Annotated in this window: 11 protein-coding genes; 5 read left to right on the forward strand and 6 right to left on the reverse strand. The window is 69.7% G+C overall.

Annotation, left to right across the window (positions count from 1 at the left end; genetic code table 11):
- Window positions 1-235: Rv3654c family TadE-like protein (locus Q2100_RS23445; RefSeq protein ID WP_302915983.1), on the forward strand; the 235-nt coding region annotated here is incomplete at its 5' end.
- A gap of 82 nt (window positions 236-317) precedes the next feature.
- On the opposite strand, the gene Q2100_RS23450 is transcribed toward Q2100_RS23445, so the two are convergent.
- The 4 genes from Q2100_RS23450 to Q2100_RS23465 form a co-directional block, all read right to left on the reverse strand.
- Window positions 318-1,187: a metal-dependent hydrolase gene (locus tag Q2100_RS23450; RefSeq protein WP_302915984.1), complete on the reverse strand. Its 870-nt coding sequence runs from the start codon at window positions 1,185-1,187 to the stop codon at window positions 318-320.
- Window positions 1,188-1,253: 66 nt separating this feature from the next.
- Window positions 1,254-1,898, reverse strand: a complete 645-nt coding sequence (locus Q2100_RS23455) for a TetR/AcrR family transcriptional regulator (RefSeq protein ID WP_302915985.1) — start codon at window positions 1,896-1,898, stop codon at window positions 1,254-1,256.
- A gap of 181 nt (window positions 1,899-2,079) precedes the next feature.
- The gene (locus tag Q2100_RS23460) at window positions 2,080-3,075 is read right to left on the reverse strand and encodes a PAS domain-containing protein (protein ID WP_302915986.1); all 996 of its coding nucleotides are present in this window, start codon (window positions 3,073-3,075) and stop codon (window positions 2,080-2,082) included.
- A gap of 290 nt (window positions 3,076-3,365) precedes the next feature.
- Window positions 3,366-5,720 carry a DNA 3'-5' helicase SftH gene (locus tag Q2100_RS23465; RefSeq protein WP_302915987.1) on the reverse strand — a complete coding sequence of 785 codons (2,355 nt, stop codon included), beginning with the start codon at window positions 5,718-5,720 and terminating at the stop codon, window positions 3,366-3,368.
- 308 nt (window positions 5,721-6,028) lie between these two features.
- On the opposite strand from Q2100_RS23465, the gene Q2100_RS23470 reads away from it, so the two are divergent.
- From Q2100_RS23470 to topA, 3 genes are all read left to right on the forward strand, one after another.
- On the forward strand, window positions 6,029-6,232 hold the full coding sequence (locus Q2100_RS23470; RefSeq protein WP_006243848.1) for a cold-shock protein: 204 nt from the start codon (window positions 6,029-6,031) through the stop codon (window positions 6,230-6,232).
- Window positions 6,233-6,346: 114 nt separating this feature from the next.
- Window positions 6,347-6,937, forward strand: coding sequence for a hypothetical protein (locus Q2100_RS23475; RefSeq protein ID WP_302915988.1), 591 nt, complete (start codon window positions 6,347-6,349; stop codon window positions 6,935-6,937).
- A gap of 124 nt (window positions 6,938-7,061) precedes the next feature.
- Window positions 7,062-9,911, forward strand: coding sequence for a type I DNA topoisomerase (gene topA / locus Q2100_RS23480; RefSeq protein WP_302915989.1), 2,850 nt, complete (start codon window positions 7,062-7,064; stop codon window positions 9,909-9,911).
- A 9-nt stretch (window positions 9,912-9,920) separates the two neighbouring features.
- On the opposite strand, the gene Q2100_RS23485 is transcribed toward topA, so the two are convergent.
- The gene (locus Q2100_RS23485) at window positions 9,921-12,674 is read right to left on the reverse strand and encodes a helix-turn-helix transcriptional regulator (RefSeq protein ID WP_302915990.1); all 2,754 of its coding nucleotides are present in this window, start codon (window positions 12,672-12,674) and stop codon (window positions 9,921-9,923) included.
- 50 nt (window positions 12,675-12,724) lie between these two features.
- Complete coding sequence (locus Q2100_RS23490) at window positions 12,725-14,314, reverse strand: adenylate/guanylate cyclase domain-containing protein (protein WP_264014976.1); 1,590 nt, start codon at window positions 14,312-14,314, stop codon at window positions 12,725-12,727.
- Between the two features lie 81 nt (window positions 14,315-14,395).
- Here Q2100_RS23490 and Q2100_RS23495 point away from each other — a divergent pair.
- A partial coding sequence (locus Q2100_RS23495; RefSeq protein WP_302915991.1) for a DNA polymerase III subunit delta' occupies window positions 14,396-15,066 on the forward strand: 671 nt, incomplete at its 3' end.

The raw sequence follows: 15,066 nt of genomic DNA on the forward strand, positions 1-15,066 counted from the left end.
CGCGGACCTCGCGTCGCTGGCGGCCGCGGGCAGGATGCCTGCGGGCACCGACTCGGCATGCCTCACCGCGTCGCACATCGCGGCGGCGATGGACACGACGGTGACGGACTGCGCGGTGCACGGCCTCGACGTGTTGGTCACGGTCGATGCCGCGGTGGCGTTGGGCGCATGGCGGGTCGGACCGGCACGGGCGGTCGCGCGCGCCGGGCCAGTCGATCAGTCCGGGGTGCGCTGATCGGCCCGCAACAGCGCAGATTTCGCAGCGGTCGTGACGTCGGCGCCGAACTGGCGGACGACACCACGGTCGACACTCGCCATCAGTGAAGGTGGTCGCTGAGCGAGCCGTTTTCACCGAAGAGTTCGACGGCCCAGCGCTGCAGCAACGCGGTGTTGTCGATGTCGTCGGGATGGAAGCCGACCGTGTTGTAGGCGCGCAGTCGTCGGCTGACCGTACGGCTCAGAAAGGGCGAATGTCGTAGCCGCGCCAGGCTGGTGATCAGCTGTAGCGGTCGATAGGTGGCGCGGTCGCTGAGTAGCGAGACAACGGTGTGGAGCAGCATTCCGGTGGTGAACGCGACCATCATCGCTCGCATCGCCGTGATCCGGCGTCTCTCGGAACCACCGACGGACCGGTAGACGTCGAACGCGACCGCCCGATGCTCTGATTCCTCGAAAGCGTGCCACAGCAGCAGCGCTCGAACTTCTGTCGACCCGAGCAGTTCCTGTGCCCGCTCGTCCTCGAGCAGCGTTTCCGCGAACACTGCCGTGAAGTGCTCGAGCGCGGCGGTGATGGCCAGGCAGGTGAGCGGTGAAAGGAACCGCTCGTACCCGTGCAGCATTCGCCGCGTGGTTCGGTCCTCCCACCGGGTCGGATAGCCCATCTGCTGCAAGCGCTGGTTGAGCGCGCGGTGCTCGCGACCATGGGTGACCTCCTGGCCGATGAACCCGCGAACGCGGTCCTTATGCTCGGGATCGACGACCTTGTCGGCGAAGTGGCGCACCGAACGCACGAAGAACTCCTCGCCCTCCGGAAAGGTCGCCGACAAGTAGGCCACGAGATGGCTCATCACCAGATCGCCACCGACGTAGTGGTCATGCATCGACGAGTCGGGGTAGTCGAATCGGATCCGTCGAGCCCGGATCTCGGGTTGGCTCGTGACGCCGCCGGTGTCTCTGGTCTCGGTCATGGTGTGCTCCTCTGCCTTGCCGTCGAGCGTTGCCGTGGAAGTCCTGTACATGTATGCGATGGACCGTCAGGGCGCGTCGGCCACCGCCGGTCGGGTCCCGCCGAAGACTGGGCGGATGATTTGTTTGAATGCGTCGAGGACGGCCTCGGTGGGATGAGGCTCGTAGCCCGGGATCGCGCGAGAAGTGGCCAACCCCCCGATCAGCGCATAAATCAAGTGCAGCCCCACCAGCCCGTCTGACGCCCCCTCAACGGCACCGGTGACCGCGAGAAGTTCGACGTATATCTGTTCACTGGCCGCCATGAACTCCCGGTCGATCCGGATCACGGCATCGGCCAGGCCGGGGTCGGTGCGCGCCGCGGTCCACAGTTCACGCCATGCCACGAAGGTGGGCTTGCTGAACATCGACCACAGTAGGTCGATCGCCGCATCGATCCGATCAGCCGACGGATCCAGTTCTCGCATGGCCGAACGGAACTCATCGATACGCCGATCGAAGGAATGGACAACTGCGGCGGTCAGCAGCTCCGCCTTCGTGGGGAACTGATGGGTCAGCGCACCCAACGACAGTCCCGCGCGATGCGCCACTTCGGTCGTCGTGACTGCCCTCAATCCGCCGTGCACGAGGGCGTCGAACGCCGCGTCCAGCAGTACGCGCCGGGTATCGGCGGTGCGCTGTGCCTGGGTCCTGCTCCCTCGTTCAGCCGTCACAAGATCAGGCTGCCACAGAAAAGCGAAAACCGAAACTGTTTTCGGTAAATGCGGACGCAACGAGGTCGCCGTGTCGACGGGCGACGCTAGGTGGTCGTCATTCCGCCGCGCCGAGTGCTGGACTTCTGCCCCATCCTGATCGACGCGCTGCTCGCCACGGTGGAGAGAGCCGATTCGGCGATCAGCGTTCGGCGGCCAGTTCGTCGTTGCCGGCCCGCCGCAACGCGATCAGGCCGGCGAACGTCCCCGGTTCGAGTTCGATCCGGTTGATCGTCATCTGCACCGGCGCCCACTCGCCGTCGGCGGCCTTCAGTCGCAGCACCGCGACGGTGGTGCCGGTGCTGAACTCCCGCGTCATTCGCTCCAAGTGCGCCGCATCGTCGGGATGGACCTCGCTGGTACGCCAGTCGTAGAAGTCAGCGGGCTCGTCGAGCCACTTGAGCAGCTTCCACGAGTCCAGGTCGACCAGCGCCCGGTGCACGCCGGGCTGGGCCAGGCCGTCGAGGATCCGCTGCGCCAGATAGTCCGGCGGGGTCACGTCGCTGTCCCGTTCGCCGCGCCAGTTCATGGCCCGGCAGATCAGCCGCTCCTTGCCGTCCTCGCCGTCCTCGAGCACCGCGCGCGCGGCGAAGCCGACCTTGATCTGCTCGCCGCGGAAGTCGGTGACATCCCATGTGCTGCACAGTGTCCGGCCGGCCTCGGGTTTGATCGCCAGCGAGAGCACCTTCGTCTCGTCGGCGTTGAGGTCGCGCATCGGAAGGTCCTCGGCGAACGCGCGGTTGTTGAGGTCCTCGTTGTCGGCGTCGCGGCCACTGTTGATCAGCGACTGCCTGGTGTCAGTGGCGACCCCGCTGGACAGGTCCCATGTCAGCGGCCCGGGCAGCGGCCGCTCCGGGGGTTCCTCGTCGGGCGGGCCGATCCACACGTGCACACCGTGGATCCGCCCGTCGGACATCTGCACCACCTCGGTACGGATCACGCGGTCGTGTTTGGGGGTGATGCTGCTCAAGCCCTTACCGACCCGGACCGTCTCACCGATGGCGCTCTGCACCGCCATCAGGTGCGGATTCCGTCGCAGAAAGGCGCTGATCGGCACCAGATTCTTCGTCTGGCGGCCCCGAGCGACCACAACGGGCTCGTTGCCCAGGGTCTCCACGAGCAGCCAGTCGTGGCTCATGGCTGTGATTTTAGCCAGGGGCGCCCACCGGCCGGCGCGCAGCAACCGTCGATGGAATCCGTCGTCACTCGACAGCTGTCAGCTTCCGGGGGCCGTCATACTGCGCCGAATGAGTTGCACGCATATACGGGGACAAGGTATTTTTCGTCTGCGCCCGGCTTCCGGGGCTTGGAACGGATCGCGTTGTCCGACCGTTCATCGCAGCGTCTGCGTGACCGGCACGCCCGGGACACCGCCATTCGCCTTGACCCGTGGAGTCGACCGTCGAGGGGTCGGTCGTCACCACGCCGTCAGCGATCAGAGCGTCTCGCGGATTCCCCCCGACCGGCTGCCAACTCCTCGAGCACCAGACGCAGCACGCGCACCGCCCCCGACTTGTCCAGCGGATCGTTGCCGTTTCCGCACTTCGGCGACTGCACGCAGGACGGACAGCCCTGCGGACACTCACACGCCTCTATCGCCGACGCCGTCGCACCCCACCACGTCGCGAGCCGGCGGAACCCGCGATCGGCGAAGCCCGCACCACCGGGATAGCCGTCGTAGACGAAGATCGCGGGCAGCCCGTCGACCGGTCCCACCGCCGTCGACACCCCGCCGATGTCGCCGCGGTCGCAGCTGGCCACCAGCGGCAGCAACCCGATCGCCGCGTGTTCGGCCGCGTGCAGTGAACCAGGCACCCGGAGCATCTCGATCCCACTGCGCTCCAACGCTTCCGGCGTGATCGTGCACATCACCGCCATGGTGTCGAGCGACCGCGTCGGCATGTCGAGTTCGACGAAGTCGATCACCTCACCGGTGAGCCGCCGCCGCAGATACCCGACGACGGTGTTGCTCACGCACACCGGGACCAGGCCGACGGTCACCGGGCCGAACGACTGCCGCTCGCCGGCGCCGGTCACCGTGATGTCGGTCAGTTCCCGGGCGAAGGTGGTGTATCCGGGGTCCTCGGCGTGCACGAACGCCACACCGTCCTCGAAGTCCAGCGAGTCGACGACAAAGCTCTCGCCCTGGTGCAGGTACACCGCGCCCGGATGCACCGTCGCCGGCGCCCGTCCCGCGTCCGCACTGCCGAGCATCCGGCCGGTGCCGGCCTCCAGGATCGCGATCTGGCCGCCGGAGGACCCGCGGATGTCGACCGCCGGGTGCGGGTCGATGCCGGGCACGGGGAAGTAGCCCGCGGGCCGGCGGCGCAGCAGCCCGTCGTCGACGAGCTCGGCCGCCACCGACTCGGCGTTCCACATCCGCACCTCGGCGTCGGTCAGCGGCAGTTCGGTCGCCGCGCACAACAGCTGCGGACCCAGCACGAACGGGTTGGCCGGGTCGATCACCACCCGCTCGATCGGCTTGTCGAGCAGCGCCTCCGGGTGGTGAACCAGGTAGGTGTCCAGCGGGTCGTCGCGCGCGACCAGCACGATCAGCGCGCCCTGGCCGCGCCGCCCGGACCGCCCGGCCTGCTGCCAGAACGAGGTGACGGTGCCGGGGAAGCCTGCGAGCACCACCGCATCGAGGCCGGCGATGTCGACGCCGAGTTCGAGGGCGTTTGTGGTGGCCATGCCGCGCAGTTCGCCCTCGGCCAGTGCCCGCTCCAGCTCCCGCCGGTCCTCGGACAGATAGCCCGCGCGGTAGGAGGCCACCAGCCCGGCCAGCTCGGGTGCGACGTCCTCCAGCCGGGCGCGGGCAGCCAGCGCGGTGAGTTCGGCGCCGCGCCGCGACCGCACGAAGGTCAGCGTGCGTGCGCCCTCGGCGATCAGGTCGGCCATCACCCTGGCCGCCTCGGCGCCTGCGGCACGCCGCACCGGGGCGCCGTTCTCGCCGACGAGGTCGGTGCGCAGCGCAGGCTCCCACAGCGCCACCGTGCGGGCGCCGTGCGGTGAGCCGTCGTCGGTCACCTCGGTGACCGTCTCGCCGATCAGCTCGGCGGCGGTGGCGGCCGGGGCGGCGGTGGTGGCGCTGGCGAAGATGACGGTCGGGCTGGCGTGGTACCGGGTGCACAGCCGCAGCAGCCTGCGCAGCACCATCGCCACGTTGGAGCCGAAGATGCCGCGGTAGTAATGGCATTCGTCGACCACGATGAACCGCAGGTGACGCAGGAACACCGCCCAGCGGGCATGGTTGCGCAGCAGCGAGAGATGGATCATGTCGGGATTGGAGAAGATCCACCGCGAGCGTTCCCGCGCGAAGCGGCGCACCTCGGTCGGGCTGTCCCCGTCGTAGGACGACGGCGCCACGTCCCGCAGGGCGGGCACCGCGTCGGTGAGCGCCTGCGCGGTGCGCAACTGGTCGTGGCCCAGCGCTTTGGTCGGCGACAGGTACAGCGCCCTGGCCCGGCGGTCCACCGCCATCGTCGACAGGATCGGCAATTGATAGGCCAGCGACTTGCCCGACGCGGTGCCGGTGCTGAGCACGACGTGCCGCCCGCCGTGGGCGAGATCGGCGGCCGCCGCCTGATGCGACCACGGCGCGGTGATGCCGCGGTCGACAAACGCCTGGACGACGTCCGGCTCGGCCCACGACGGCCACGCCTCGGGCCTGCCCCGGCGCGGCGGCAGATCCGCGACATGGCGCAGCGGGTGCTCGTCGGGATCGGTGCCCGCCACCGCGCAGGCGAGCAGTTCGCGGCCGAAGTCCGACCCCCGATCCGCCACTGCCGACCCTCCTCGGACACCCCTGTGACAACCCGTCGGATACCGGTCGTCAGCCATCAGTTGAATTGTTCCCCACGGAACTGCGCCGGGACTGTTGCGGCTGGCCAGAAACGTGATTGACTGATGGCGGTCGCAGCTTCTGTGTTCGTGTTCCAACACTCGCAGGATCGACGTTGCGATCGCGGTTCCTGCGAGGTTGTGAGTCGGGTCAAGTTCCGACGACTCCACGAGGTATGGCGGTCGGAACGGGCCCGGTGCGCCGGAAGTCGGCGGGCCGCACCCGGTAGAAGAGAAGGAAAGTACGAGAGATGCCACAGGGAACTGTGAAGTGGTTCAACGCGGAGAAGGGCTTCGGCTTTATCGCTCCCGAGGACGGCTCCGCCGATGTCTTTGTCCACTACACGGAGATCCAGGGTTCGGGCTTCCGCACGCTGGAAGAGAACCAGAAGGTCGAGTTCGAGGTCGGCCAGAGCCCCAAGGGGCCTCAGGCGACCGGCGTTCGCGCAGTCTGATCACCATTTGAGAAACACCCCTCGGTGCGTCCGTCAGCGGACTGCCGGGGGGTTTTCTCGTCCTGGCGGCCCGGCGCGCGCATCGGCGGCACTCGACTGCCTTACTGTCGATGCGTGAGCCAGCTGTCGTTCTTCTCGGCAGAGTCGGTGCCGCCGGCCGTCGCCGACCTGACCGGCTTGCTGGCCGCGCCGGGGCAGGTCGTGCTGTCCGGTGCCGCAGGCAGCCAGGCCGCGCGGCTGTCGATCGTCGTTGACCGGCCGTGGCGGGCCGAGGCGCTGGCCGCCATGATCGACGACGTCGGGCTGACCTCCGAGATCGCCCGCACCGACGAGGACAACCCGCTGGTGCGCACGGCGCCCGACGCCCGGCTGGTCGCCATTGCCGCCGAATGGACCCGTGGCGCCGTCAAGACCGTCCCGCCGCAGTGGCTGCCCGGCCCACGGGAGCTTCGGGCCTGGACGCTGGCCTCAGGCACCCCGGAGGACGACCGCTATCTGCTCGGCCTCGATCCACACGCGCCGGACACCCACACGGCGCTGGCGTCGGCCATGATGCGCGTCGGTATCGCACCCACTCTGATCGGCACCCGCGGTGCCCGGCCGGCCCTGCGAATCAGTGGCCGCCGGAGGCTGTCGCGCCTGGTAGAGAACGTGGGGGAACCCCCGGACGACGCCGAGGCGTTGTCACAATGGCCTCACCTCTGACGGCTTGTGACAAGTAGGTCAGTTTGCGTCGGCAGGCCCGGGGTGCGAAATTGTCAGTTGCCTGGCAAGCCGGTGAGCGGTTTCGGCGTGGTCAGGCAACTCAAGAAGTGGAGCGTGCGCACAGTTGGCTGACCGGGACCGCGGCAGCGGAGGCAACGGATCGATTCGACGACTCGTCATCGTCGAGTCGCCGACCAAGGCGCGCAAGATAGCCGGGTACCTCGGCTCCAATTACATCGTCGAATCATCCCGCGGGCACATCCGTGACCTGCCCCGGGCGGCCGCTGACGTGCCCGCCAAGTACAAGTCGGAGCCCTGGGCACGCCTCGGGGTCAACGTCGACGCGGACTTCGAGCCGCTCTACATCGTCAGCCCGGACAAGAAGGGCACGGTCACCGAGCTCAAGGGCCTGCTGAAGGACGTCGACGAGCTCTATCTCGCGACGGACGGCGACCGCGAGGGCGAGGCCATCGCCTGGCACCTGCTCGAGACGCTCAAGCCGCGCATCCCGGTCAAGCGGATGGTGTTCCACGAGATCACCGAACCGGCCATCCGCGCGGCCGCCGAAAGCCCCCGTGACCTGGACATCGACCTGGTCGACGCGCAGGAGACCCGCCGCATCCTCGACCGCCTCTACGGCTACGAGGTCAGCCCCGTGCTGTGGAAGAAGGTGGCCCCGAAGCTGTCCGCCGGGCGGGTGCAGTCGGTGGCGACCCGCATCATCGTCCAGCGCGAACGCGAGCGGATGGCCTTCCGCAGCGCCGGCTACTGGGACGTCACCGCCGAACTGGACGCCAGCGTGTCCGACCCGCAGGCGTCCCCGCCGCGGTTCACCGCGAAGCTCAACTCGGTCGACGGCCGCCGGGTGGCCACCGGCCGGGATTTCGACTCGTTGGGCCAGGTCCGCAAGCCCGACGAGGTGCGGGTGCTCGATCAGGCCGCGGCAGGCGCACTGGCGACCGGCCTGCGGGGCGCCCAGCTGGCCGTCACGTCGGTGGAGCAGAAGCCCTACACCCGCAAGCCGTATCCGCCGTTCATGACCTCCACGTTGCAGCAGGAGGCCGGCCGCAAGCTCCGGTTCTCCTCGGAACGCACGATGAGCATCGCGCAGCGGCTGTACGAGAACGGCTACATCACCTACATGCGCACCGACTCGACGACGCTGTCGGCCAGCGCTGTGGAAGCCGCGCGCAACCAGGCCCGCCAGCTCTACGGCGAGGAGTACGTCCACCCGACCCCCCGGCAGTACACCCGCAAGGTGAAGAACGCGCAGGAGGCCCACGAAGCGATCCGGCCCGCCGGCGACGTGTTCCAGACGCCGGGTCAGCTGCACGCCGCGCTCGACACCGACGAGTTCCGGCTCTACGAACTGATCTGGCAGCGCACGGTCGCCTCGCAGATGGCCGACGCCCGCGGCACCACGCTGAGCCTGCGGATCGGTGGCCAGGCGTCCTCCGGCGAGCAGGTCGTGTTCAGCGCCAGCGGTCGCACCATCACGTTCGCCGGATTCCTCAAGGCCTACGTCGAGAGCCTCGACGAGCAGGCCGGCGGCGAGGCCGACGACGCCGAGAGCAGGCTTCCGAACCTCACCCAGGGCCAGCGGGTCGACGCCGCGGACCTCACCGCCGACGGACACCAGACCAGCCCGCCGGCCCGGTACACCGAGGCGTCGCTGATCAAGGCGCTCGAGGACCTCGGCATCGGCAGGCCCTCGACGTACTCGTCGATCATCAAGACCATCCAGGACCGCGGCTACGTCCACAAGAAGGGCAGCGCGCTGGTGCCGTCCTGGGTGGCGTTCGCGGTGATCGGCCTGCTGGAACAGCATTTCGGCCGCCTCGTCGACTACGGCTTCACCGCGGCGATGGAGGACGAACTCGACGAGATCGCCGCGGGCCATGAGCGGCGCACCAACTGGCTGAGCAACTTCTACTTCGGTGGTGACCACGGCGTCGAGGACTCGATCGCGCGCTCCGGTGGCCTGAAGAAGCTCGTCGGCGGCAACCTCGAGGAGATCGACGCCCGAGTCGTCAACTCCATCAAGCTCTTCGACGACGAGCAAGGAATCCCGATCAACGTCCGGGTCGGCCGCAACGGGCCGTACCTGGAGCGGATGATCCCCGATCCGGACAACCCGGGTGAGCTCAAGCCGCAGCGGGCCAACCTCAAGGACGAGCTCACGCCCGACGAGCTGACCCTCGAGCTGGCCGAGAAGCTGTTCTCCACACCGCAGGAGGGCCGCTCGCTGGGCATCGACCCGGAGACCGGTCACGAGATCGTCGCCAAGGACGGGCGCTACGGCCCGTATGTCACGGAGGTGCTGCCCGAACCGGATCCAGGGGGCGGGAGCGGAGCGACTGGGGGGAAGGGCGGCGAGGAACCCGACGCGGGGTCGACGGCGAAGAAGGGTAAGAAGCCGACCGGGCCCAAACCGCGGACTGGTTCGCTGCTGCGCACCATGGACATCGAGACGGTCACCCTCGAGGATGCGCTGCGGCTGCTGTCGCTGCCCCGCGTCGTCGGTGTCGACCCGGCGACCAACGAGGAGATCACCGCGCAGAACGGCCGCTACGGGCCATACCTGAAGCGCGGCACCGACTCTCGCTCTCTCGCCAACGAGGAGCAGATGTTCACCATCACCCTCGACGAGGCGCTCAAGATCTACGCCGAGCCGAAACGCCGGGGCAGGCAGGCCGCGGCCGCGCCACCGCTGCGCGAACTCGGCAACGACGCGGCGTCGGGTAATCCGATGGTGATCAAGGACGGCCGGTTCGGCCCCTACGTCACCGACGGGGAGACCAACGCGAGCCTGCGCAAGGGTGACGACGTGCTGTCGATCACCGACGAGCGCGCGTCCGAACTGCTCGCCGACCGACGGGCCCGCGGCCCGGTGAAGAAGGTCGCGAAGAAGGCGGCCAAGAAGGCGCCCGCGAAGAAGAAGGCTCCGGCCAAGAAGGCCGCCAAGCGCAGCTGAGCAGTCCGGCTATTCGAACGGGGTGAGCCGGCCCAGCTCGGCGCGCGACCGGATGCCGAGCTTGCGGTAGATCCGGGCGAGGTTGGCCTCCACCGTCTTCGGGCTGATGAACAACGCCGCGGCGACCTCACGGTTGGTCATGCCGGTGGCGGCCAGCTCGGCGACCCGCCGCTCGGACGGCGTGAGACCGCCGGCGCGCTGGGGCGCCACATTGGCGCGACCCAGCTCCGCCCGGGCGCGGTCCGCCCACAGCGGGACACCGAGCTGCTCGAAGGCGGCCAGCGCCTCCTTGATGGTGGCGGCCGCGGCGTCCTTATGGCGGCGCCTGCGGTGCAGCTGGCCGAGCAGCAGCTGGGTGCGGGCACGTTCGAACGGCATGGCGACGCGATCGTGGTGTGCCATCGCGACTTCGGCGCTGCGGGCCGCCTCGTCGACGTCTCCGCGCGCGGCCAGCAGCATCGCGCGGCACCGCGCTCCCACCGCCGACATCCACGGCCGGTCGAGCCGACTCCCGTTGCGCTCCAACAGGGTTGTCAGCCGCTGCGCATGGTCGAGTTCGCCGAGGCCGATCATCGCCTCGACCGCGTCGGGGATGAACGTGGCGCCGATGACCTCGGTGGCGTTCGGCGCCATCTCCGGCATGACGAGCAGCGGCGTGATGGTGTCGATCGCCGCCCGGTGGTTGCCGAGCGACACCTCGAGGAAGCCCACGGCCGTGACCGGCCACTCCATCAGCCGGGTCGACCCGCACCGCCGGCCCGCGGCCAGCGCCTCGCGGGCGTCGACCCGCGCGTCGTCGGCGCGTCCCGCATAGGCGGCGAGCAGCGCCCGGGTGGTCAACGCCACCGACAGCGGCAGGTCGGTGCCCAGTTGCAGCGCCCGTTCCATGAAGTCCTCGCCGATCAGGGCCGCCGCCGAGAGGTCACCGGCCCAGACCTCGGCCATCACCTGATGGAAGGCGACAAAGATGAGCTCGCTCTCCTCGCCGCGCTCGAGGCACTGCCTGCGGATGGCCGCGAGCTCCCTGCGTGACTCGTCGAGATGGCCGATCCAGGCCTGCAGGAGTGCATATTGGGCGCGTGGGCGGAACGCGACCGGTGTGTGCGCCTCGCTGTCCTCGAGTTCGAGCGCGCGGGCCATGGCCTGCTCGTCGTAGCCGTCGCCCCGCATGAATCCCAGCACGACGTTCATGCTCAGTGCCTGGCTCAGCAGGTGGTCGTCGCCGAGCAGGGTCGCTTCGTCGATCGCCGACCTGGCGCGGTCGATGGCGGCGTCCATCCGGCCGGAGTTGACGAGCGCGAAGCTCAGCGTGATGAGCATCGGCACCCTCGCGGCGAGGTCGTCGCGCGCTTCGGCGACGGCCCGCTCGAGTAGCGCGGCCGACTCGACGAAGCTGTCGGCGAACAGCAGCACGATGCCGAGCATGCGCAGCGCCTCGGCGCGCACCTCGCCCGGTTCGGTCTGCGCGACGGCCTGCTCCAGGGCGGCGCGGGCCCTGACGTTGTCACCGGCACTGAAATGCATTGTCGCCGAACGGACCCGGCGCTCCGGGGTGTCACCGCCCAGGCCGATGGCGAGGTCGGTGAACTCAGCGGCGGCCGCGGGTGCGCCGCGGTTGCGGGCAGACTCGGCGGCTTCGTCGAGCGCCTGCAGGGTGTGCTCGTCCACCACGGTGGCGCCCAGCGCGAGATGGCGGGCGCGCAGTTCGGTCTGGTCGACGATGCCGGCCAGCCGCCGGTGCATCGCGCGGCGCCGACCGGGCGCGGCCTCGGTGTAGACGCCGTGCGACAGCAGCGGATGAGCGAATCGCAGTGTAAGTCCGTCGATCTCGATCAGTCCCTTGCTCTCCGCCTCCTGCATCAGATCCACCACGGTGGCCGGATCGCTGCCGACGGCACGCGCCACGGTTTCGACGCTGGGGGAGGCCAGACATGCTGTGGCGAGCAGACATTCGTGCAAGGTGGGGTCGAGCTCGCCGAGCCGGCCGCGGACCAACTCGGACAGTGTGGTGGGCAGGTGGGCGCCCGCGCCCGCGGCGCCGCTCATCGCACGGGCGAGTTCGATCGCGAAGAACGGGTTGCCACCCGAGATGTCCCTGATCCGGGCCATCACCGGCCTGGGGAACGACCGGCCGAGGCGTGCGGACAACACGGCGTGCAGACCGCCGAGGCTCAACGGCCGGACGGCGACGCGCCGCACCGCGTCGGGGGTGGGCAGCGCAAGCCAGTCGATGGCGGCGCTGCCGTCGGGGCCGGTGCGGACGGTGAGCAGCATGCGTGTCCGGGCGGGAAGCCTGCGCGCGACGAATCCCACGACATGCGTGCTGGACGGGTCGAGCCACTGTGCGTCGTCAATGACCAGGAGCAGCGGCCCGCGGTCGGCGAGGACCTCGACGAGGGTGAGGAAGCCGGCAGCCACCGCGCGCTGATCGGTGGCCGGACCCGCCGCGTCGTCCCAGAGCATCACCCGGTCCACCGCGTGCCGCTGCGCCGGCGGCAGCTGATCCCACGCGGACGCGTCGACGTCACCCAGCAGGTCGGTCAGCGCGGCATAAGCGAGCACCGACTCCGCCTGAGCCGGATGAGCCACCAGCACTTGATAACCCAGACCGCGGGCCTGCTCCACCGCCGCGATCAGCAGGGTGCTCTTGCCGATCCCGGCGTCGCCCTCGAGCACCAGGGCGCCGGCATCGCGTCGCGACGAGTTCAGGAACTCCTCGACGGCGGCGGTCTCAGCGATCCGCGATGCCATCCCGTTGGGCACCGACTGAGAATCCCAGCAAAGCGGACCGCTGTCCACCTAGAGAGGTGTGGTCAGCGGGAGATCTCTGAGCGCGCCTCGCTCGGTGACACCAGGTTCACCGGCCGGGCCAGCTGGGTGGGAGCCGAACGTCCACGGAGTTCGACGATCTCGCCGACGTCCCAGCACAGCGCCTCGGCGTCGAGGGCGCCGCTGACGGCGATCGAGGACGCCAGCACGTGACCCCGCTCGAGCTTGGCCAGCTCGGTCAGCCGGGCCGCCTCGTTGACCGGATCGCCGATGACGGTGTACTCGAAGCGGGCCTGCGCGCCGATGTGGCCGGCGATCGCCCGTCCGGCCGACACCCCGATGCCGAACTCGGTCTGGCCGAGCACCTGGATCAGCTCGTCGTGCAGTTCGCGCGACGCCGCCAGCGCCGCGCCGCAGGCGTCGGGATGTTCGATCGGCGCGCCGAAGATCGCCAAAGCGGCGTCACCCTGGAACTTGTTGACGAAGCCGCCGTGCCGGTTGACGGCGTCCACCACCACGCGGAAGAAGTCGTTGAGCAGGTTCACCACCTCGGAGGCGGGGATGGTCGACGCCAGCTGTGTCGATCCGACGAGGTCGACGAACAGCACCGCGACGTCGCGTTCCTGCCCGCCGAGTTCGGTGCCGCGTTCCAGGGCGCGGCGGGCCACGTCCTCGCCGACGTAGCGGCCGAACAGGTCACGCAGGCGTTGCCGTTCGGACAGGTCGCGGACCATGTCGTTGAAGCCGGCCTGCAGCAGGCCGAGCTCGCTGGCGTCGTAGATCTGCATGTGGGCGTTGTAGTTTCCGCGCTGCACCTCGCCGAGGGCCCACCGGAGCTGGCGCAGCGGATCGGCGATCGACATGGCCACCAGCACCGTGCCGGCCAGGCCGATCAGCAGGGCGGCAATGGCCATCAGCAGCAGCGGCATGGTGAGCCGGTCGGCGGGCGCCGTCAGCACCTGGAACTGGCTGGCCACCAGCGCCAGCACGATGGCCAGCAGGGGCACGCCGGTGGACAGCACCCAGGTGAGCACCTGGCGCAGGATGACGCCGGGGGCCCGGAAGTTGGCCGGGACGCCGCCGCGCAGTGCCGCGACCGCGACGGGCCGCAGCACCCGTTCGGACTGCAGGTAGCCGATGATCGCGGTGGCGGTGGCGCCGAGGCCGGAGGCGACGGCCACCACCGGCGCGGCGTGGCTGGCGACCGGCCAGCTGGCGACGATGAAGACGATGGAGCCCAGGCACCAGTTGGTGACGCTGATGAGCGAGCGGTAGAACGGCATCCGCAGGGCGCGGGTGCGGGCGAGCGCGGTGATCGTCGGGTCGCCGTCGGCGAGCAGGGTGTCGCGGCGCTGCCAGCGGATGACGGGCAGCAGCAGCCGCAGGCTGAGGTAGGCGCCGACGGTGAAGGCGACGAACAGGTAGCCCAGGAAGATCGCCAGGTTGAAGGCGGGCAGGTCCTGCAGCTGGACCCGGTCCTCGGGCGGCAGGCCGAACCGCAGGAAACCCAGCACGAACAGCGCGCCGATGATGTCGGACTGCAGCATGCCCAGGGAGAACACCGGCCACGGGGTGCGCGCCACCCACTGGACGAATGCGGTGATTCGCCCGATCGGTAGCGCGCCTGCAGTCACGTGATTACCGTATCGGGCCGCGGCGACGCCGTGCGCCGGTGTGAGCGACCCGTGTCGGCCTGACCACTACTGTTGGCTGCGATGAGCGGTGTTTTCTCCCGATTGGTGGGCCAGCACGCCGTGGAGGCGGAGCTGGTGGCGGCGGCGCGGGCCGCTCGCGGTGACGCGGCTCACTCGGCGGCCGCGATCGGGACCATGACACATGCGTGGCTGATGACGGGCCCGCCGGGTTCAGGCCGGTCGGTGGCGGCGCTGTGCTTCGCTGCGGCGCTGCAGTGCACGTCAGAAGGTGTTCCGGGGTGCGGTGAGTGCCGAGCCTGCTCGACGACGATGGCCGGCACGCACGCCGACGTGCGGCGCATCATCCCCGAGGGCCTGTCGATCGGCGTGGACGAGATGCGCAACATCGTGCAGATCGCGTCGCGGCGGCCCGGGACGGGGCGCTGGCAGATCGTGGTGATCGAGGATGCCGACCGGCTGACCGAGGGTGCGGCGAACGCGCTGCTCAAGGTGGTCGAGGAGCCGCCGCCGTCGACGGTGTTCCTGCTGTGCGCGCCGTCGGTGGATCCGGAGGACATCGCGGTGACGTTGCGGTCGCGGTGCCGGCATGTCGCGCTGGTGACCCCGCCGGTGGAGGCGATCGCGCAGGTCCTGGTGGATCGCGACGGGTTGTCGGAGGCCGACGCGCAGTGGGCGGCGTCGGTGAGCGGCGGCCACGTCGGCCGGGCGCGGCGGCTGGCCACCGACACCGA

The organism is Mycolicibacterium arseniciresistens, from assembly GCF_030519285.1.
GTDB classification, from domain to species: Bacteria; Actinomycetota; Actinomycetes; order Mycobacteriales; family Mycobacteriaceae; genus Mycobacterium; species Mycobacterium arseniciresistens.

Excerpts from the sequence above, each read along its gene's own strand:
- Q2100_RS23470 (WP_006243848.1), top strand. The coding sequence starts at position 6,029 with ATGCCACAGGGAACTGTGAAGTGGTTCAACGCGGAGAAGGGCTTCGGC.
- Q2100_RS23450 (WP_302915984.1), bottom strand. The coding sequence starts at position 1,187 with ATGACCGAGACCAGAGACACCGGCGGCGTCACGAGCCAACCCGAGATC.
- Q2100_RS23460 (WP_302915986.1), bottom strand. The coding sequence starts at position 3,075 with ATGAGCCACGACTGGCTGCTCGTGGAGACCCTGGGCAACGAGCCCGTT.